The sequence below is a fragment of the Pantoea sp. EEL5 genome, from assembly GCF_049892805.1.
In the GTDB taxonomy this organism is placed as follows: domain Bacteria; phylum Pseudomonadota; class Gammaproteobacteria; order Enterobacterales; family Enterobacteriaceae; genus Pantoea; species Pantoea ananatis.
In genome coordinates this window covers 50,834-71,491 of sequence record NZ_JBNDNJ010000001.1, presented here as the reverse complement: position 1 = coordinate 71,491, position 20,658 = coordinate 50,834, and the positions used below count along the sequence as shown (strand labels likewise).

Annotated in this window: 18 protein-coding genes; 8 read left to right on the top strand and 10 right to left on the bottom strand. The window is 53.8% G+C overall.

The features are described 5' to 3' along the window. Positions 1-142: 142 nt before the first annotated feature. From ACPXSQ_RS00360 to proB, 4 genes are all read right to left on the bottom strand, one after another. Positions 143-421, bottom strand: coding sequence for a hypothetical protein (locus ACPXSQ_RS00360; protein ID WP_013024787.1), 279 nt, complete (start codon positions 419-421; stop codon positions 143-145). 422 nt (positions 422-843) lie between these two features. Continuing rightward, complete coding sequence (locus tag ACPXSQ_RS00355; protein WP_210522810.1) at positions 844-1,563, bottom strand: XRE family transcriptional regulator; 720 nt, start codon at positions 1,561-1,563, stop codon at positions 844-846. 359 nt (positions 1,564-1,922) lie between these two features. Beyond that, on the bottom strand, positions 1,923-3,176 hold the full coding sequence (proA, locus tag ACPXSQ_RS00350; RefSeq protein ID WP_426142454.1) for a glutamate-5-semialdehyde dehydrogenase: 1,254 nt from the start codon (positions 3,174-3,176) through the stop codon (positions 1,923-1,925). A 9-nt stretch (positions 3,177-3,185) separates the two neighbouring features. Next, the gene (gene proB, locus ACPXSQ_RS00345) at positions 3,186-4,289 is read right to left on the bottom strand and encodes a glutamate 5-kinase (protein WP_024471994.1); all 1,104 of its coding nucleotides are present in this window, start codon (positions 4,287-4,289) and stop codon (positions 3,186-3,188) included. A gap of 351 nt (positions 4,290-4,640) precedes the next feature. Between proB and ompC the strand changes: the two genes are divergently transcribed. After that, entirely contained in the window at positions 4,641-5,759 is a 1,119-nt protein-coding gene (gene ompC / locus ACPXSQ_RS00340) for a porin OmpC (protein WP_015700888.1), read from the top strand. 218 nt (positions 5,760-5,977) lie between these two features. On the opposite strand, the gene crl is transcribed toward ompC, so the two are convergent. The 3 genes from crl to gpt form a co-directional block, all read right to left on the bottom strand. Beyond that, positions 5,978-6,379: a sigma factor-binding protein Crl gene (gene crl / locus ACPXSQ_RS00335; RefSeq protein ID WP_015700889.1), complete on the bottom strand. Its 402-nt coding sequence runs from the start codon at positions 6,377-6,379 to the stop codon at positions 5,978-5,980. A gap of 119 nt (positions 6,380-6,498) precedes the next feature. Further along, the gene (frsA, locus tag ACPXSQ_RS00330) at positions 6,499-7,752 is read right to left on the bottom strand and encodes an esterase FrsA (RefSeq protein ID WP_014593013.1); all 1,254 of its coding nucleotides are present in this window, start codon (positions 7,750-7,752) and stop codon (positions 6,499-6,501) included. Between the two features lie 115 nt (positions 7,753-7,867). After that, on the bottom strand, positions 7,868-8,326 hold the full coding sequence (gene gpt, locus ACPXSQ_RS00325) for a xanthine phosphoribosyltransferase (RefSeq protein WP_014606498.1): 459 nt from the start codon (positions 8,324-8,326) through the stop codon (positions 7,868-7,870). A 252-nt stretch (positions 8,327-8,578) separates the two neighbouring features. Here gpt and pepD point away from each other — a divergent pair, with 252 nt between their 5' ends. The 6 genes from pepD (at position 8,579) to ACPXSQ_RS00295 (ending at position 16,214) form a co-directional block, all read left to right on the top strand. Beyond that, complete coding sequence (gene pepD / locus ACPXSQ_RS00320; RefSeq protein WP_013024779.1) at positions 8,579-10,036, top strand: beta-Ala-His dipeptidase; 1,458 nt, start codon at positions 8,579-8,581, stop codon at positions 10,034-10,036. Positions 10,037-10,309: 273 nt separating this feature from the next. Further along, positions 10,310-11,302 carry an ornithine cyclodeaminase family protein gene (locus ACPXSQ_RS00315; protein WP_014606500.1) on the top strand — a complete coding sequence of 331 codons (993 nt, stop codon included), beginning with the start codon at positions 10,310-10,312 and terminating at the stop codon, positions 11,300-11,302. A 27-nt stretch (positions 11,303-11,329) separates the two neighbouring features. Then, positions 11,330-12,301 (top strand): threonine ammonia-lyase, encoded by a 972-nt coding sequence (locus ACPXSQ_RS00310; RefSeq protein ID WP_013024776.1) that lies wholly within the window; start codon positions 11,330-11,332, stop codon positions 12,299-12,301. A 311-nt stretch (positions 12,302-12,612) separates the two neighbouring features. After that, the gene (locus tag ACPXSQ_RS00305) at positions 12,613-14,118 is read left to right on the top strand and encodes a sugar ABC transporter ATP-binding protein (protein WP_015700891.1); all 1,506 of its coding nucleotides are present in this window, start codon (positions 12,613-12,615) and stop codon (positions 14,116-14,118) included. Next, on the top strand, positions 14,115-15,116 hold the full coding sequence (locus tag ACPXSQ_RS00300) for an ABC transporter permease (protein WP_013024774.1): 1,002 nt from the start codon (positions 14,115-14,117) through the stop codon (positions 15,114-15,116). The genes ACPXSQ_RS00305 and ACPXSQ_RS00300 overlap by 4 nt, the downstream gene beginning before the upstream one ends. Positions 15,117-15,146: 30 nt before the next feature. Beyond that, positions 15,147-16,214 carry a sugar ABC transporter substrate-binding protein gene (locus tag ACPXSQ_RS00295; RefSeq protein ID WP_014593006.1) on the top strand — a complete coding sequence of 356 codons (1,068 nt, stop codon included), beginning with the start codon at positions 15,147-15,149 and terminating at the stop codon, positions 16,212-16,214. An 869-nt stretch (positions 16,215-17,083) separates the two neighbouring features. On the opposite strand, the gene dinB is transcribed toward ACPXSQ_RS00295, so the two are convergent. Then, positions 17,084-18,139, bottom strand: a complete 1,056-nt coding sequence (dinB, locus tag ACPXSQ_RS00290) for a DNA polymerase IV (protein ID WP_014593005.1) — start codon at positions 18,137-18,139, stop codon at positions 17,084-17,086. Between the two features lie 246 nt (positions 18,140-18,385). On the opposite strand from dinB, the gene dpaA reads away from it, so the two are divergent. Next, positions 18,386-19,126 carry a peptidoglycan meso-diaminopimelic acid protein amidase gene (gene dpaA / locus ACPXSQ_RS00285; protein WP_014606503.1) on the top strand — a complete coding sequence of 247 codons (741 nt, stop codon included), beginning with the start codon at positions 18,386-18,388 and terminating at the stop codon, positions 19,124-19,126. Here dpaA and ACPXSQ_RS00280 read toward each other — a convergent pair. Together ACPXSQ_RS00280 and lpcA are read right to left on the bottom strand one after the other, a co-directional pair. Beyond that, complete coding sequence (locus ACPXSQ_RS00280) at positions 19,091-19,864, bottom strand: class II glutamine amidotransferase (RefSeq protein WP_014606504.1); 774 nt, start codon at positions 19,862-19,864, stop codon at positions 19,091-19,093. The genes dpaA and ACPXSQ_RS00280 overlap by 36 nt on opposite strands. Positions 19,865-19,918: 54 nt before the next feature. Next, entirely contained in the window at positions 19,919-20,497 is a 579-nt protein-coding gene (gene lpcA, locus ACPXSQ_RS00275) for a D-sedoheptulose 7-phosphate isomerase (protein ID WP_014593004.1), read from the bottom strand. Positions 20,498-20,658 lie beyond the last annotated feature (161 nt).

The window sequence follows — 20,658 nt, the reverse complement described above, 5'->3', positions numbered from 1 at the left end:
CAAACTGATTAGTGCCAGCGATAAACGCAGCGGCAGAACGGTTAAAAATGCAGCAGCACTAACGTTTTGCCTAAAAATCAGGCACAGGAAGGGAGGATGGCGCGGCCTGCTACAGGCAGTGGATCGGTGACGGTCGTCGCGTTCAGCGAACCGCGTAAAGGTGAACATGGGGCAGACAGCAGTTATCAAAACCTGAAATCTCTTTGCTTCTCCGCTGTGGCGCGCTTACCGCGCGGTCAACCACAGAAGTAACCTGCCGCTGACAAATTTGTTCAGCGCGTCGCAAAGGTCGGGGTTCGGGTGGGTAGTTAAGCGCATCGTCGATGCTTTGTTTGAGACGGTTGAGAGGTTGACGCCGCTGATGACGGCGGGTACGTGCGTTGCCGATGAAAACGCTTTTGCCATAGTGAATTATCGCCATAACTCCTCCTGTGAATGAGTCTTTGGCGATAGGGTGGCTGGCGAGTGTTTTGGGTCTGAAGAACAGGCTCGAATGTCGCTGAAAGCTGTTCGCAGGCGCACCTCCCGGCTGAATAATCAGTCAGGTGGAAGGGTCAGCAAAAGGGAACAGGCGGCATCTGACGACGCTGCATTAGGCGCATCCACCCCATCCCAAAGCTCATTAGCTTTTGGGGGGGTTGATTCGCGCTTGTGCAGCGCCTCAATTGTTTAAGAGCGTTTCATCCATGAGGTAACACGTTGTTTCATCCATGTTCAAATTATTAACAGGTTCTTATGCTTTATCAAATACCACCAGTTAATTTATTTTTAACTGAAAGTTAACTTTTTGAATTTAGGCCGATTATTTTTTTACAGAATATGCGGGCAGGCCTGCTGGATGGCCTATCCCAGAATATGATACTGCCGGGCCTGACTCATAATGACTTTAGCCAGTACGTTTAAACTCCCGACATCGTCTCTGTCGAGATACCAGGTTTCGTAACGTTTGTTGTCCGATATGACGGCAATTCTTTTGTGTTGCAGCTGCAGACGCTTGAGATACAGCTGCTCATCCAACGTAAAAATGTAGATACCGTCTCCGTCAAAATTCTGAACGCTTATGTCAACAAACAGCTGATCGCGCGGGCCAAAGGTATCGGACATGGCATCGCTGTTTATGGCAATGAGCCGGATATGGTCGGCAGGACGGCCGCTGAACAGAACCCGGGCCTCATCCTGATCGTATTCAATGGCCTGAATGATTTCGACAAAATCATCGCCTACCGCTGACTTTTGCCCAAAATCAAAACTGTTCACGCGAAAGGTGTTTTTTGGGCCGGGAAATGCGTGAAGGGGATAGGATTCCGGAGGCTGATCCATACCGTGTTGCAGCCACTCAACCCTGACGCCCAGTAACTGGCTGAGCGCGAGTAAATTGCCATTATCGGGTACGGACTGCGCGTTGAACCATTTCCACACGCCCGGTGCTGAAATCTTGCAACCCTGGCGTTGTAACGCACAGGCGACCTGTTTATTGCGTCCGTGTCCAGTAATGCCCGCACTTTCGCAGGCTGCAATCAGCCTGGCGGTGAAAGCTTGTCTGGTACTTTCTTTTTTAACCATTAGTTAATAATTGACCGTGAAAGAGGCGCTGAATGTTCTTTTCATTTTTGCTACCAGTTCATTTTATATTACCGTCAGTTTACTACCTAACAGCATGACTTAGCATTTCTGATTATTTGTCACCCTATCACCGCACAGCGAACCACAGAATGCGTCGGCAAGCCGCGTGCAGTCTCACTTTTCAGTCATTCTTTGTAAAAAAAGGCCAGGCTACTGAATCGTCCTGGTCGATCAATATCATTCTGACGGCTTAAAAACGCATCAAAAAACGTAAGACTCTACCATTGAGTGGCGCGGAAAAAGCAGCATAAAAAAAACGGGAGCCTGAACAGGCCCCCGTTTTATTTTAAAAAATGCAGTTATGCACGCAGGGTGTCATCACCCCAGGCAATCCATTTGTAGGTGGTCAGCGCTTCAAGCCCCATAGGGCCGCGGGCGTGCAGTTTTTGCGTACTGACGGCAACTTCTGCGCCCAGACCGAACTGTGCGCCGTCGGTAAAACGTGTACTGGCGTTCACGTACACCGCAGAAGAGTCCACCTGCTTCACAAAGCGGGCCGCATTCTTGGTGCTACGCGTCAGGATAGCGTCGGAATGTTGGGTGCCATGCATACGGATATGCGCAATCGCCTCATCCATATCAGCGACCAGTTTGACGTTCAGATCGAGCGACAGCCACTCATCGTCATAGTCGCCCGCTTTCACGGCCGTTACGCTGGCAGGCCCCTGTTGCAGCCGCGTCAGAACATTGGCATCAGCATGTAAGGGGATATTTTCTTCGGCCATGCGCGCAGTAAAAGCCGGTAGAAAACGATCGGCAATCGCGGCGTCAATCAACAGCGTTTCCAGCGAATTACAGGCGCTCGGACGCTGTTTTTTGGCATTGACGATGATGTCCAGTGCAGGGGCAATGTCCATGGTGTCATCGATATAAATATGGCAAACCCCGATTCCACCGGTGATCACCGGGATAGTAGAATTTTCCCGGCAGAGCTTATGCAGGCCGGCCCCCCCGCGCGGGATCAGCATATCCACATACCGATCCAGTTTGAGTAGCTGATTGACTAACTCACGATCCGGATTTTCGATAGCCTGAATCGCCCCCGCGGGTAAACCGTGCTGCTGAAGGGCAGTCTGAATCACCCGCACCGTCGCTGCATTGGTGCGCCACGTTTCTTTCCCGCCGCGCAGAATCGCGGCGTTGCCGGTTTTCAGGCACAGGCTGGCGACGTCCACGGTAACGTTTGGACGCGCTTCATAAATCACTCCGATCACGCCCAGCGGCACCCGACGGCGCTCAATGCGCAGCCCACTGTCCAGCTGGCCGCCATCGATCACCTGCCCGACCGGATCGGCTAACTGGCAGACCTGGCGGACATCGTTGGCAATCGCGCTGAGACGCGCCGGCGTTAAGGTCAGACGATCGAGCAACGCGGCGCTCATACCGTTCTGTCGCGCCTCGGACAGATCCTGCTCATTCGCCGTTAAAATAATCTCACTTTCTGCTTCAAGTCGGTCAGCAATCGTGAGCAAAACCTGATTTTTTTCGGCTGCGGACAGGTCCGCCATCGCCCAGGCTGCGGCACGCGCCGCCTTTCCCATTTCTTCAAGCATATCTGTTCCTTAGCTGACGATCATATCGTCACGATGTACCGCAACCGGCCCGTACTCATAGCCCAGAATTTCGCTTATCTGTTGACTATGATGCCCTGCGATCATGCGCATCGCGTCGCTGTTATAGCGCGAAACGCCGTGGGCGATATCGCGCCCCTGCAGGCTGCGGATACGGATGACTTCTCCACGGGAGAAATTGCCCTGAATCTCGCGGATACCTTTTGGCAGCAGTGAGCTGCCGCGCTCGATAATGGCGGCAAGCGCGCCGTCGTCCACGGTAATTTCGCCTGCTGGCGGGGCACCAAAAATCCAGCGTTTGCGGTTTTCAAGCGGCGTTTGCTGCGCATGAAACAGGGTGCCCACCGGCTTGCCCGCAATGACATCGCTAATGACGCCGCTGCGGCTGCCTGCAGCAATAATCACATCGATACCGGCGCGGCAGGCAACGTCTGCGGCCTGCAGTTTGGTCGACATTCCGCCCGTTCCCAGTCCGGACACGCTGTCGCCCGCTAAGGCGCGCAACGCATCATCGATAATATGCACATCGCTGATTAATTCCGCCTCTGGGTTATGACGCGGATCGGCAGTAAACAGCCCCGGCTGGTCGGTCAGTAAGAGCAGCTTGTCTGCCCCACCCAGCATGGCTGCCAGCGCAGACAGGTTGTCATTGTCACCCACTTTGATTTCAGCGGTGGCAACCGCGTCATTTTCATTGATGACGGGCACGATGTGATTATCCAGCAAGGCACGCAAAGTATCGCGCGCATTAAGAAAGCGTTCACGATCCTCCATATCGGCGCGAGTCAGTAACATCTGACCGATATGAATGCCGTAGATGGAAAACAGCTGTTCCCACAGTTGAATAAGACGACTTTGCCCCACGGCAGCTAACAGCTGCTTTGAGGCGATGGTAGGCGGCAGTTCGGGGTACCCCAGATGCTCACGACCGGCCGCCATCGCGCCGGAGGTCACAATCACAATACGATGGCCGGCGGCGTGCTGTTGCGCGCACTGACGCACTAATTCCACCATGTGCGCTCTGTTTAACCGACGCGATCCGCCGGTAAGAACGCTGGTACCCAATTTGACCACAAGGGTCTGACTGCCACTCATGTTGTCCTGCCGTAAAAAATTTCTGTGAACCGACTTTTTAACAGGTGCAGTGAGGGAAGCCAACAGCCAGTAAGGGAAAAACTGCAAATTTCGCAGAGCGTCAATTAGACCAAAAGTTCCCTGTTAACAACAAAACATCAAAATTGTCATAAAAAGTTCATCGTTGATCGGTAAAAAGTCCGTGTTTTACAAACTTTTTCATTGATGCCTCAAAAGTTTTCTTGTTGTAACAAGGCGGCAACTGAATGCCCCCCGGCCTGTTCACTGAGCATCCGGAGAATAAAGGCAGCCATGCCTGTAACAGGAAGACGTTGAGGACAAAAAAATTTTACTCATTGGGATTGATAGCAAATGAAGAAAAGTACACTGGCAATCGTGGTATCTGCTCTGGCCCTGACCTCTGCTGCGCAGGCCGCTGAAGTTTATAACAAAGATGGTAACAAGCTGGATTTCTACGGCAAGGTTAAAGCCGAGCATTACTTCAGCGACAATGCCGGTGCTAACGGCGATAAATCTTACGTGCGTATTGGTTTTAAAGGCCAGACGCAGATTAACGATATGATGACCGGCTACGGCCAGTGGGAATATGAGTACAAGGCAAATAACTCTGAAGGCAGTGATGCTAACCAGAACAACAAAACTCGTCTGGGCTTTGCCGGTCTGAAATTCTCTCAGTACGGTTCATTTGACTACGGCCGCAACTACGGCGTGCTGTATGACGTTGAGTCTCTGACTGACGTCTTCCCGGAATTTGGTGGTGACGGCACGGCACGTACCGACAACTTTATGGCACAGCGCGCTACTGGCGTAGCGACCTACCGTAACACCAACTTCTTTGGTCTGGTGGACGGTCTGAAGTTTGCTCTTCAGTATCAGGGTAAAAATGACTCGACTTCTGCAAACAGCCGTACAGATACCTCCCGCCAGAACGGCGATGGTTTTGGTGCATCACTGGGCTATACCATTCCTGATTCTGGTGTAAGCGTATTAGGTGCGATCACTTCATCTGATCGTACCAATGCCCAGGTCGCGGGAACCTATGGTCGCGGCGATAAAGCCACATCATGGGGTACTGGTTTAAAATATGATGCCAACAGCGTTTATCTTGCGGCGATCTATACAGAAACCCGTAACATGACGCCAATTTCAGTTCCAGGCAGCTTCAGCAATACTACAGGTACAGTAGGTGGTTTCGCCAACAAAGCTGACAACCTGGAACTGGTTGCGCAGTATCAGTTTGACTTCGGCCTGCGCCCATCCATTGGCTACGTGCAGACCAAAGGCAAAGATATCGAAAACGGTATCGGCAATGCTGACCTGGTTAAATATATCGACGTGGGCGCGACCTACTACTTCAACAAAAACATGTCGACCTTTGTTGATTACAAAATCAACCAACTGGATAAAGACAACAAGCTGGCGCTTAACAACGATGACGTTGTTGCTGTCGGCCTGACCTACCAGTTCTGATGAATCTGAGTCTTACCTGGCGAGAGGGACTGTCGAGGGAATGACGGCCCGCGCTATGGAGAGGCTTAGTGCTTTACCCTCAATGTGAATGTGTCTATTAAAAGGGCGAGTTGCAAAACTCGCCCTTTCCTTTTCCTGTCGCCCCATGACCCTGTCTGCCTGCAGATACTCTGGCTGCCTGAGGCGGGTACAAAAAAGGCCCTCGCAGGGGCCTGATGTCAGGCGCTGAGTTTTACCGGTTTTTCATCAAAATCACTGGCAGGCACCAGATCCAGTTCAAACTCTTTCAGCATCTCTTTTAGACGGCCGTGGAAATTACGTAACGTTTCTTCCACGCGGGCGTTGTTATCTTTGCCCTTGATCGTAGCGACAGACCAGTCGCCTTCTTTGTCAAACAGACCAATGTGATAAACGTAGGTAAAGTGATCGGCGTGCGCTTCCAACTCCATCCACCAGCCCCAGAACTCACGCAGTTCGGGCGCAGGTTTTACATTCACGCAGGCAGCCAGGCAGTCGAAGAAAAAACGGTTTTCACTACACTTTCCATCACGGATGTAAGGTCCTAGTTCCGTGAAGCGTTTAAGCAGGCGACTGCGGGGATGGCCACTCGGTAACGTCATGCTAATTCTCCATAAGGACAGGCTTTATATTCCGAACCGTAGCAGCCATGCTGCTCTGTCTTTCGACGATCCGAATGATTCCAGCTAGTAGTTGTAGCAAACACGGCAAATTTTGCCAGCTATCTTTGCAAACGTTGTGCCAGCCAGTCGCTGATTTCATTAAGTGCCTTATCAAAACTGGCGATCACCGGTTTTACCGGAATTAACAAGGCCTTACCCTGCGACGAGGAGTTAGCGATTAATTTGCTTTCCTCTTCCGGGCTGAAGAGATCGTTTGTCCAGTAGGCGGACAACATTGGTGTTGCGGTTCTGCGCCCCAGCAAGCCCTGATTTTTCAGGGAATAGCTAAGCAGTTCCGCCCGCAATGCGCTGTCCGTGGTGCCCGTCATGCCGAGTCGGCTGGCAAGCATATCCATATACATATCCGGCACTTTGTTCTGCAGAGGAGCCTGCGTCAGCATACTGTGTACGATCGGTCCCAGACAGGCCACGGCTTTAAGCCGCTGTGATTCGAGATAGGCCAGACGGACCGCCACATTGGCACCAAAGCGAAAGCCCAACGCGGCAACGCGTGTGTGATCGATCCAGGGGACAGAGGTCAGGTCACGCAGGACCTGCTGATGCAGAAAGCTGGTATCCTGGCTGAGCTTCCACTTCATCGAATTGCCCACGGAAGGCATATCCAGCGTGAGCATGGCAATGCCACGCGGTGCCAGATAGTCATGGAACAGACGATAATGATCGGTTTGTAGCGAATCCAGCGCGCCGCAAAACATGACGGTGGGATAAGGCGCGTCCACGCCGGACGGCATATGCAAAAAGCCGCTTACCGGGCTGCCGCCCTGAATCGGAAAGGTGAGCGTTTTAAGCTCTCCGGGTAGCCGTTGGGTTGCCTCTTCATAAGCGCGGCTGGCCAGCGTCTGCGCCTGATCGGCCAGCTCATCGCCTTTTATATAAGGATACGCCGCCACGCTGTAGAGATGCGACGCATGTAACCAGTCGTGACCAGCCCGATCGTGTTCGTCTGTGTTCGCGTCAAGTGCCCGCTGCTGCCAGATGCCCGCCTGCCTGCTCCACTCGTAGTTCCAGTTACCGTTACGGTAACCGATGACCGTATCCAGCAGCGCCGAATTGGTGTGCTCAACATCGCTGATGGCGATTCGCGCCAGCACCTCGCTAATCTCCTGGGAGGGCAAACCACGCCAGGCCCACATCAGCTTATTAAGCATCCGGTACCAGCCACGCTGGCTGTCCCCATCCAGCGCAGAATGCACCTCATGTGTGGCGTGACGACGCAGTCGCACCAGGGTCGAGGTTTCAGGGTGTTTAAAACGAGGCTTGAACAGCTCAACGCTCAGGTTTTTGCCAGGCATATTACCTCTCTGACAGCATTAACAGCGGTAAGTAAGTGTACTGTACCGCAAAACAACTCGCGAGGCGCAGAAAGCACAACGCCCGGAAAACCGGGCGTTGTTTGTGTTACATCAATCAGCTTTTAACAATCGGCGGAATATAGACCACGCCCATGTCCCATGGCTGCTCAATCCAGGTGTTCTGAGGGATATCAACGATATAATCGTCTACCAGCTCACGACCCGCAGGCTTAGCAAAAATGGTGCAGAAACGGGCTTTTGGGTACATTTCGCGAATGGCCTGTGCGGTGCCGCCGGTATCAACCAGGTCGTCAATCACGATAAAGCCTTCGCCATCGCCTTCTGCGCGCTTTAACACTTTCATTTCGCGCTGGTGATCGTGATCGTAGCTGGAAATACAAACGGTATCGACATAGCGAATACCCAGTTCACGTGCCAGCAGCGAAGCCGGTACCAGACCGCCGCGGCTGACTGCAATGATGCCTTTCCACTGTTCAACAGGAAGCAGGCGTTGAGCCAGTTTACGGGCATGAATCTGCAGCATGTCCCAGGTAACGACGTATTTTTCGCTCATAAATAGGTATCCCAGCCAGTCAGTGTGGCTTAAAAAATGTGCAACGGGGAAAAGGTTGCGCGAGATTATAAGGACATGACGCGCTAAAAACCAGCACCTGGCTTCTGGTTGCGGCTTTTTAACGCGTTGAATATCACACCGGGTGAGAAACAGTGATATTCTCGCCCTATCTCGTCGGTATACTGACGGCGATCTTTCACTGGAACTTCGCAATGTCCGGCCTGGCCGGCGCACTGACACAGGAGACTTGTCGTGTCTGAATTGTCTCAACTCTCTCCACAGCCACTGTGGGATTTTTTCGCTAAGATCTGCTCTATTCCGCATCCTTCTTTTCATGAAGAAGCACTGGCAAGCTATATCGTTGGCTGGGCTAAAGAACAAGGTTTCTGGTGTGAGCGCGATCAGGTAGGCAATATTCTGATCCGTAAACCAGCCACCCCGGGGATGGAAAAGCGCACCCCGGTGGTGCTGCAGGCTCACCTTGATATGGTGCCGCAGAAAAACAACGATACCGTTCACGACTTCACCAAAGATCCTATCCAGCCTTATGTTGATGGCGAATGGGTGAAAGCGCGCGGCACGACGCTGGGTGCCGATAACGGCATTGGCATGGCGTCTGCGCTGGCCGTCCTGGCGGACAGCAGCCTGACTCACGGCCCGCTGGAAGTCTTGTTGACCATGACCGAAGAAACCGGCATGGATGGCGCGTTTGGCTTACAGCCAGGCTGGTTGCAGGCCGATATTCTGATCAACACCGATTCGGAAGAAGAAGGTGAGATCTACATGGGTTGCGCAGGCGGTATCGACTTTATCACCACGCTCCCCCTGACTCGTGAAGCCGTTCCGGCTGGTAGCGAAACCCTGAAGCTTACGCTGAAAGGTTTGCGTGGCGGCCACTCCGGCGCAGATATTCATATGGGCCTGGGGAATGCCAACAAGTTACTGGCTCGTTTCCTTGCCGCCCATGCCGCAGAGCTGGATTTACGTCTGGTGACGTTCACCGGGGGAACGCTGCGTAACGCGATTCCACGTGAAGCCTTTGCGACCGTGTCTGTTGACAGCAGCAAAGTGGACAACCTGAAATCGGCAGCCGCCAGCTTCCTGGCTGCGTTGCAAAATGAACACGGCGTGAAAGAGAAAAACATCGCCTTTGTCAGCGAGCCGGTTGCCCATCAGGGTGATGCGCTGACGACAGAGAGCCGCGATCGCTTTCTGAATTTGCTGAACAGCACGCCAAACGGCGTGATCCGTAACTCTGACGTTGCCAAAGGCGTGGTTGAAACCTCACTGAACGTCGGCGTGGTCACGATGGAGGCAGATAAAGCAGAAATTAACTGCCTGATTCGTTCGCTGATCGATACCGGCCGCGATTACGTTGTGCAGATGTTAACCTCACTGGGTCAGCTGGCAGGCGCGCAAACGAAGCCGAAAGGCGGCTACCCTGGCTGGCAGCCAGATGCAGATTCGCCCATTATGGCACTGACCCGTGAAACCTACATGGCACTGTTCAACAAGACGCCTAACATTCAGGTTATTCACGCAGGCCTGGAATGTGGTCTGTTCAAAAAGCCTTATCCTGACATGGATATGGTTTCAATTGGCCCAACGATCACCGGTCCCCACTCACCCGATGAGCAGGTGCACATCGAGAGCGTCGGTCTTTACTGGAAACTGCTGACGACGCTGCTGAACGTGGTGCCCGAAAAGTAATTCCAGCGCGATAACGTCTCTGAGGGTTTATGTTCATCATAAACCCTTTTTTATTGCCCCTTTTGGCCCCCTCCCTCGCTACCCGGCACTGACTTAGCATGCGCTTTCGCTATCGCTCGCTAAAACAGCTAAATGCGTTTATTCCACCCGCAAATTGACATTTTCTGTTGCACCGCCGATGCAATAATGCGCATTAGCCAAACTGCCTCCGGCCACGGCATCATGCCTTTTGTGTGACGGAGAGGCCTTCTTCACTGCGCAATGAGAGGGTGCATGAATACGTTATTGCTTACCAAACAGGAAGTCCGTCAGCTCATCAGCACCGACGACGTCATTGAGGCCGTAGAAGAAGCCTACAAAGCGTTCAACAGCAACCTGGTGGAACAGCCGGATTATATTGGCCTGCATCTCCCCGAAGCGGGAGGGGAAATCGACTTCAAAACCAGTTATTACAAAACCAGTGAACTGATTTCGATGAAGGCTTCCTCCGGTCCTTTTCCCCAGAATCCGGTGGAATATGGCCTGCCGGGCGGCATGGGAACGGTAATTTTATTTGATGCCCGTAGCTGTGCGCTGTGCTGCGTCATGGACGGCAGCCTGATTACCGGCCTGCGAACCGGCGCCTCGGGTGCCGTTTCTGTGAAGGCGCTGGCGCGCGCCGGGGCAAAAAAAATTGCGATGATAGGCACCGGCAATCAGGCCAGGATGCAGATCAGCGCCATTGTCAGGGTAATGCAAATTGAGGAGATTCATGCGTGGAGCCGAACGCCAGCAACCCGTATTGCCTTTAAAAAGGATATTGAAAGCGCGTTTGGCATTCCGGTGATTGTGGCTGAGAGCTGTCAGGCGGCGGTGGAGCAAGCCGATATTGTCATTACCACCACCCGAGGCAAAGGGCCGCTGGTCGAAGCCAGTTGGATCAAGCCCGGCACCCATATCATCGCCATCGGCACCGACCAGCGCGGCAAGCAGGAGTTCGATCCGCAGATTTTCAGCCGGGCAAAAATCGTTGTCGATTCCCTGACCCAGTGCACGCAGAAAGGGGAAACCTGGCACGCGCTGGACAGAAACATCATCAGTGAAAACGCGATTCATGCTGAGATAGGTGAAATCTTGCTGGGCAATAAACCGGGCAGAGAGAACGAGGCGGAAATTACCTTTTTTGACTCCACCGGACTGTCCATCCAGGACAACACGACCGCCGGTAAAATTTACCGCAAAGCGATTGAAAAAGGCGTCGGAACCCGTTTTGCGTTTTTTGAATAATTTTTCGTCCAGACGAAGGTAACCGCTATGACGCGTCAGTATCCTACCCTGCAAGATATTCACGAAGCGCAACAGCGCATTGCCGCCCATATTCGTCACACACCCTTGCTGCGCGCTGAGAAAATTGAAAAACAGGTGGGCTGCCAGCTCTATCTCAAACCGGAAACGCTGCAAATTACCGGCGCGTTTAAAATTCGCGGTGCGTTAAATAAAGTGCTTTCCCTGCCCGTTGAAGCCTTTGCCCACGGCATTATTTCAAGTTCATCAGGCAATCATGCGCAGGGCCTGTCGTATGCGGCCAGCATGCTGGGCGTGAAAGTGGTTCTGGTGTTGCCGGTAACGACGCCGAAAATCAAAATCGAGAACACCCGGGCCCTGGGTGCGGAGATTATTCTCTTCGATGGCGACAACGCCTCGCGCTGGAAAAAAGTCTATGAGATTGCCGAGCTCAACAACTATGCGGTGGTGCATGGCTTTGAAGATCCGATGGTTATGGCCGGTCAGGGCACGATCGGCTGCGAAATACTGAATGATTTACCGGATGTGGATACCGTGATCGTTCCGCTGGGCGGTGGCGGGCTTCTTTCCGGTGTCGCCACGGCCATCAAAGAATCTCGCCCCGCTGTCAGGGTCATTGGGGCTGAGCCAGCCCTGACGCCGAAATATTATCAAAGCCGGATCAACCAGCAGCCCACCTCCCTTCCGCTGCTCAACACCATCGCTGACGGCTTAAGAATTAGCGTACCGGGACGTAATCCCTACCCCATTATCGAGAGGTACGTCGACGAGATTATTGTGGTAGATGAAGAACATATTATTCAGGGCATGCGCGTGCTTGCGAGGGATGCAAAATTGATTGCGGAACCGGCCGCCGCAATCGGTCTCGGTGCGCTACTGGCGGGATCGGTTAGCCTGCAACCCGACGAGAAAGTGTGTGTGCTGCTCACTGGGGGAAACTGGGATCTGGCCGACTTAGCCGAGGTCTACGCATTCAAATAACCTGCCCTGCCCCCGTTTTAGAGATTAACCGGGTCACGTTGGCCTTCAGCATCCCAGCGCGCGCATTCTTTCCTGATGAGTGAAAGCGCGTCACAGCGTTCCTGGTGCCTGCGCAGCATAATCCGCTGGAGTAAGCCCACTTCCTGCCGCTAAATCACCAACTTACTGCGCTTCCCCAGCTTTAGCCGCCATTATGTCCAGATGTCTGGATGGCTAATAAGTTTCTGTGCTAACTTATGCGCTTTCGGCTGTTGCCGTGCCTGATGCTTCAGGAAAAAATGTGGTCAGTGACTTTAATGGAGATCCCTGCAATGCGTGCTTTAAATCGCCTTGAGATGCGTAACATCTCCATCGATTTTGGCGGATTTGCCGCGTTAACGTCGGTGGATTTTCAGAGTGAAGGCCACTCGGTTCATGCTCTGACCGGGGCCAATGGTGCTGGTAAGTCTACGCTGATGGCGGTGCTCTCGGGCGCCCACAGTCACTACAGCGGCGAGATTCTGCTGGACGGTAAACCGGTGTCGATTCGCAGCCCGCGAGACGCAAAGCAGTTGGGCATTCACCTTGTACAGCAGGAGGTGGATGTGGCGCTGGTGCCGCAATTAAGCGTCGCCGAAAATATTCTGCTGGATCAGTTGGCCGAGCCCGGCCACGGCTTTCGCTGGGGCGATATTCGTCGCCAGGCGCGCCAACTGCTGGCCCAACTGGATGCCAGCATAGATGTTAAACGCCCGGTAGAGCGCTGCTCGCTGGCGGAGAAGCAGCAAATTCTGCTGGCGAGAGCCCTGTCGCATCACTGCCGCTTTCTGATCCTCGATGAACCTACTGCGCCGCTAGACCAGCACGAGAGCGAACGCCTGTTCGCCGTGGTCCGTCGCCTGCAGACCAGCGGTATTGGCGTGGTGTTTATTTCTCACCGCATCCACGAGCTGAAAGCCATTTGCGATCGCCTGACGGTGCTGCGCGATGGACGGCTGATCGAAAGCGCCCCGATGGCTTCGCTGAGCGGTGAGCAGATTGTTGAAAAAATGCTGGGGCATCCGTTAACCGATATTTATCCCCCGCGTCGCCCCTTTCAGCCGCAGTCCGTGCTCATGGCGGTGGAGGGCTTGCATGATGAACACCTGCTACAGGATATCTCGCTGCGCCTGCACAAAGGCGAGATTCTGGGCATTGCCGGTCTGGCCGGTGCAGGGAAAACCGAACTCTGCAAGGCGCTGTTCGGTGCCAGTAAGAGCCGTGTTTCAGGCGGTGAACTGCACGGTAAACGCTGGAAACCGCGATCGCCACACGACTCAGTGCAACAGCGCATGGCCCTGGTGCCAGAAGAGCGTCGCAAAGAAGGCATTTTCATTGATGAATCGGTGGCGATGAACCTGAGTATCAGCGCAGACGACAGTTTTTCCCGCTGGAGCCTGTTTGGTCATCGTCAGGCCTGGCGCTGGGCAGAGGAGGTCATCCGTCGTCTCAGCGTACGTACGACAGGCCCGGCGCAGCAGTTGCGTCGTCTCTCAGGTGGTAATCAGCAAAAAGTGGCGATAGGCAAGTGGTTACGCAACAACGCCGACGTACTGATTTTTGATGAACCCACGAAAGGCGTGGACGTTAAAGCCAAAACCGAGCTGTTCACGCTGATCAGCAACCTTGCCCAAGAAGGCAAAGGCATAATTTACGCCTCTGGCGAATTTTCTGAACTGGTCGGCTTATGCGACCGTATTTGTGTGCTCTGGGATGGACGTATTGTGGCGGAGTTAGAGGGACGGCAAGCCACAGAAGAGACACTTTTGCTCTATTCCACCGGAGGAACCCCTGCGTGAGCAGTAAAGACTTATCCCTGAATGCAGCGTCTTCCTCGCTGCGCCATCAACTGTTCGATTTCCTGTACAAGTGGGGCATGCTGCTGACGGTAGTGATATTGATCGCAGCCTTTGGTCTGGCATCCGACAGTTTTCTGGAGCCGAACAATATCATTAATATCCTGCGATCCATCGCCATCGTGACCGTTATCGCGGTGGGCGTTTCCGTGTCGCTGACCGTGGGCGGCTTCGATCTTTCCGTTGGTTCGACCGCCTCACTGGCAAACGCCTTGGTGATTTCGTTATTCGTCTGGTACGGCTTTGATACGACGGCGGCTATCGCAATTACGCTGGCCCTTTGTACGCTGGTCGGCCTGTTCAACGCCTTCCTGATCGTGGTGCTGCGTATTCCCGACATGCTGGCAACACTCGCCACCCTCTTTGTGATTCAGGGCGTGGCAATGACCTACAGCTTTGGTGGCTCGATTACGGAAAATATGGTGTTGCCCAGCGGCGACATGGCTGAGGGCACAATTCCGGCAACCTTTAACCTGCTGGGCCAGGTGCCCACCATCGTCATTATCATGTTGGTTGTCACGGTCGTTGCACAGCTGGCGTTATCCCTGACAAAGCACGGTCGCCGCATGTACGCGTTGGGCGGTAATCCTGAAGCCGCCAGACTTTCGGGTATTCGTACCACGCGTTATCGCGTACTGGCCTATGTTATCGCCTCATTGTTAGCGGGGCTGGGCGGTATTCTGCTGGCCTCACGCATTGGATCGTCGCAGGTGAATGCGGGCGGCGGTTATCTGATGGATGCCGTCGCTGCGGCCTGGATCGGCTTATCCCTTGCCGGTTCAGGTAAACCGAATGCGCTGGGTACGCTACTTGGTGCCGTTATTCTTGGCGTGCTGCAAAACGGTCTGGTGATGTTATCCGTGCCCTATTACGCCATGGACATTATTAAAGGGCTGGTGCTGGCTTTAGCACTGGCTATCACGTACGTTCAGCGCCGCTGAGGCGCGTTCCCCTTACTGGAGTTAAGAATAATGAAAAAGATAACACTCTCGCTGCTGGCATTAAGCCTGCTAAACGCCAGCGCAGCGTTTGCCGACACCGTTACGCCCGTTCCTGCCGCTATCGCTAACCATGAAGGGCCGATCCGTATTGCGGTTATCCGTAACCTTGGCTCAGACGACAACACCACGCAGTTTGTTGCGGGGGCGATTCAACAAGGCCGCCAGTTGGGCTTTAAAGTCAGTACGTTTCTCAGCAACGGCGACGATGCGCGCTTTCAGGATTTCGTGAATCAGGCCATCAGCCAGAAATACGACGGTATTGTTCTGTCACATGGCAAAGCGCCATACGCCAGCGCGCTGGTAAAACGCATTGCGGACGCTGGTATTAAAGTCTCGGTATTTGATACACCGGTGGATACCCCGATTCCGGGCGTTACGGTGACAGCTCAGGATGATGCTTCTCTGGCTCAACTGTCTCTGGGACAGTTAATCAAAGATTTCAACGGTAAAGCCAACATCGTTAAATTATGGGTAGCGGGTTTCCCACCGATGGAACGTCGTCAGGTGGTTTATGAAAAATTGCTGAAAGAGAACCCGGGCATTCATCAACTTGAGTCGATTGGCGCGGTATCAACGGATGTTCAGGGCGACACCGCCAATAAAGTGGGCGCTATTCTGGCGAAATACCCCAAAGGCAAGATCGATGCCATCTGGGGCGCGTGGGATGCGTTCAGCCAGGGCGCTTATAAAGCGCTGCAGGAGAATGGCCGTACAGAGATCAAACTGTACAGCATTGATGTCTCCAATCAGGATTTGCAGCTGATGCGTCAGAAAGGCAGCCCGTGGGTACAGACCGTCGCCGTCGACCCTAAAACCATCGGGGCCGTAAATATGCGCCTGGTAGCGAACAAGATTGCCGGTGAAACCACCCCAGCGACGTATGAATTCAAAGCCGCATCGATTTCTCAGCAGGCGCTCAACAGCCATCCTGGTGCGGTGAACGTGGCATCGCTGAACAAGATTATTCCAGGCTGGGGCAGTAATGAGGATTTCGTCCAGCCGTGGTTTGCGACGCTGGAAGCGAAATATAAGAAGTAGGTGTTCGTCGCCGAACAGGGGTGGTTAAGGCGGGCTGCCTGAGCGGCATCCAGTCACAAAGCTCCGAGAAGGTTTCGCTCGCCAGGCGGCAGGCAGTTTCAGCTCGCCCCGTGCGGGCGACCGACAAGGGGCCGCCAGTCGCCGCGGCCCCTTGACCCCGGGCTCCCGTCCTGCCCACCCGCCGCTGCGCGGTCCCTTCGCTGCTTCAGGATTTCTGCCGGACCGCCAGGACGCGCCATCCCTGGCGCGGCCTGACTTTCGCCGACGTCCTGTCGGCTCATCCGGAAATCCTGCATCCGCTCAGCGAGTGGGAAGGCCGGCCCACTCCACCGCTTTGATACCTGTGCCAAAACTACTTTCCGCGTCGCTTCAGATGCCAGAAAAGCATCACAGCTTATTGCTGTTCATTTTTTCATTTTCGTCAGGCCTTCCTGTCTTCAGTTCTGATTGCGCATGTTAATAACAGGCAAAGCAGGCCTTTGGGAAAAATACACGCCCTCACAGGCGAGGGTTTGCTCGAGGCATCCGCCGCGCTGAGGAGAGAACGAAGGCCAGGACGGCGCGGCACGGAAGCCGCGACGAGGACGGCTGCGCCAGGGATGGCGCATCCGGACGGTCCGTCAGGCAGCAGTGAGTGACGAAGGTACAGCGGCGGCTGCCGGACGCCGGGATTGTTAAGGGGCTGGCGCGAGCCCCTTAACCCGACCGCCTGCACGGACAGGCTGAAACTCCCTGCCGCCTGGCGGGCGGAACATGCTCAGAACAAAACCATAACGCCCAGCCGGGCAGAACATACTCAGTGCAAAACCGTAGCGCCCAGTCGGGCAGAACCAGAGCAAAACCCATCCCCGCCAACGGCGGAACTCCCTCTATATGCCCAGCAACAGCTGCCGCTCCAGCTGCGGATCCACCAGCGTCACATGCAATCCCACCAGCCGCACACCGCGACCCGCCCGGCGCTCATCCCAGGTTTTACGCGCCACGGCAATCATGTCTTCTTTATTTAGCACCGGCCAGACATGCTCCTGAGTCGTCTGCTGGAAATCACTGAACTTCAGCTTCACGCCCTGGCGCGCAATATGCTTATCGGGGCGAATCTGCGTCAGGCGCCGATCAAGCTCGGCATAGAGGTAATCAATGATTTCCAGGCAGCGCTCCCAGCTGTCGATATCGTCAGCCAGCGTACGCTCAACGCCTAATGATTTCCGTTCGCGTTCCACCACCACACCGCGTTCATCAATACCGTGGCTGCGCTCCCATAATATCCGGCCAAACTTACCAAAACGTTTTAGCAGCAGTGCCAAATCGGCATTTTGCACGTCGGCGCAGGTGTGCAGGCCCATCTCTTCCAACTTTTTTGCCGAGACTTTCCCCACGCCGGGGATTTTTGCCAAGGGTAATGCCAGCAAAAAGTCAGACATCTGCGCAGGCGTGATGACGTACTGACCATCCGGCTTATTTAAATCGGAGGCGATCTTGGCAAGGAACTTGATCGGTGCGATGCCCGCCGAGGCGGTAAGCTGCGTTTCGCGAAAAATAGTGGCGCGGATCTCCTGGGCGATCAACGTGGCAGAGCCCTGGCAGTGCGTGCTGTCGGTAACGTCCAGATAGGCTTCATCCAGCGACAGCGGCTCAATAAGGGAGGTAAAACGGGAAAAGATGGCGCGAATCTGGCTGGAGGCTTCTTTATAGACTTCATAGCGCCCGGGCAATAAACGCAGATGGGGGCAAAGCTTTAATGCCATACCGGTCGGCATCGCACTGCGCACGCCATATTTACGTGCCGGATAGTTAGCGGTACTGATCACGCCGCGGCGATCGCGGCTGCCGCCAATGGCCATGGGAATATCACGTAATGAAGGGTCATCACGCATTTCCACTGCAGCAAAAAAGCAGTCCATATCGACATGAATGATCTTACGCATCGCCCCTCCAGCACTGGATAAGTATACAGTCAGAAGAGACTTGTGCAATATTTCTTGCAGTTGCTAACAAACTTTACAAATTTTCAGCGCTATTCCATCAAAGAAATGGACATTTTGCTCTGCGCTGTATTGCTAAAAAAACACACAATGTTTAATGTTGCGCTGCGGTAGCGGAAAGTTCCGATAATGCAAACAGAGGCGCACTTACCGCGCCATTGTTCTTCTTCACTTCAAGGTATACACAGCATGGGCAAAATCGCACTTCTGTTTGCGATGATTTTACTGCCAGCCCTCAGCATGGCAATGACTCCTGAGCCGGTTCAGCAACTGGCCCCGGTCAGTAAAGAATTAAAGAAACAGCTAATCGGTACACCGGTTTATATTCAGATCTTTAAGGAAGAGCGTACGCTTGAGCTATACGGCAAAATTGGTAATGAGTACCGTTTGCTGGATACCTACCGCATCTGCAACTTTTCTGGCGGCCTTGGCCCTAAACGTCGTGAAGGCGATTTTAAAAGCCCGGAAGGTTTTTACAGCGTAAAAATGAATCAACTGAAGCCAGACAGTCGTTTTTACCGCGCGATTAATATTGGCTTTCCCAACCAATATGACCGCGATCAGGGCTACAGCGGTAACTACCTGATGATTCATGGCGACTGCAAGTCTATCGGCTGCTATGCCATGACCAATGCTTACATGGATCAGATTTTCACTTATGTGAACGCCGCATTACGCAATGGCCAGCAGGAAGTGAATATTGCCATTTATCCGTTTCGCATGACGGAGAGCAATATGCAGCGTCATCGCTATTCCACCTATGCGGATTTCTGGAAGCAGCTTCAGCCCGGCTATGCCTACTTTGCGCAATATCATCAGCCGCCAACGGTAAATGTTGCCAGCGGCAGATATGTGATGAACAGCAGCCCGGTCATCACACAACCCGAAGCGGCCTCACAGTCGTTCCTGGCGCTCTCCAAGGTAAAATAAAGCCCATTCGCCTGGCACGATCCGGTGCCAGGTTTCATTCCCCGTTAACGGCTGTGTCGCAATGACAGTGACCACATCGTTCGCGCTGGTATGTTTCTGGAAATCAATTTCCACATCCTGATCAAGTAGCTGCGCCCGGCCAAAAGGGGCTCGGCGGGTAATCCAGAACAGATTGGTGGAGCAGAACGCCATTAAGTAGCGACCATCCGACAGCAGCATGTTAAACACGCCCTTCTGCCGCAGTTCGCCCGCCAGTTCGCCGATATAGCGAAAGACCGCAGGCCAGTTACCTGGCGTACGCGGATAGCGCGTGGCCAGCTTGTGCAGGATCCAGCAGAATGCCTTTTCACTGTCGGTTTCACCAACCGGACGAAAGGTTCCGGTCTCTAGTTGCCTGTAGCCTTTAAGCTGCCCGTTGTGCGCATAGGTCCAGTTTCGCCCCCACAGTTCCCGCGTAAACGGATGGGTGTTTTCCAGAGAGACCGGCCCACGGTTCGCCTGGCGAATATGCGCCACGACGGAATGGGACTTGATCGGGTATTCCTGCACCAGACGCGCAATGGGGGAATTAAAACTCGGCAAGGGATCTTTAAAGGTGCGGCAACCTTTATCTTCGTAAAACGTAATACCCCAGCCGTCTTTATGCGGCCCTGTTCCGCCGCCGCGCTGCACTAATCCGGTAAAACTGAAACAAATGTCGGTGGGAACATTGGCGCTCATCCCGAGCAATTCGCACATAGCAACCGCCTTATGTCAAAACGCCTCCTGCCGCTCAGGAGGCCAGTCGTGCTGTTACCTGACCATCTCTTTTTCAATCAGCAGCATCAGGATATGAATCACTTTAATATGGATCTCCTGAATGCGATCGGCATAGCCAAAATGCGGCACACGGATTTCAATGTCCGCGCTGCCAGCCATCTTGCCGCCATCTTTACCCGTCAGAGTGATCACTTTCATCCCCTGCGCACGCGCAGCCTCAACGGCCTTGATGATGTTGGCCGAGTTTCCTGACGTTGAGATCCCGAGCAGCACGTCGCCTGAACGCCCTACCGCTTCAACGTAACGGGAAAAGACGTGGTCATAGCCGAAGTCATTGCTCACGCAGGAAAGGTGGCTGACGTCTGAAATGGCAATAGCCGGATATCCAGGACGATTTTCACGGTAGCGGCCCGTGAGCTCTTCAGCAAAGTGCATCGCATCACAGTGAGAACCCCCGTTGCCGCAGGAAAGCACTTTGCCGCCCGCTTTGAAGCTGTCAGCCAACATCACCGCCGCCCGTTGGATGGTGTGAATGTTCGCGTCGTCACTCAGAAAGTGATTCAACGTCTCTGCCGCTTCATTGAGCTCTGAACGAATAATGTCCTGATACATAGACTTGTCCTTTGTAGGGGAGGTTAATCGCAGCAAGTTTAACGGAATGGTTGACCTGCGCAAAGCACCACAGGGTCAGATAGCCGTGTGCCCGCCGTTTTTTTCACGTTCGTTATTTTCATTACGGGCGCTGTTTCGCTGATTTTGTGAGTCAGGTTGTA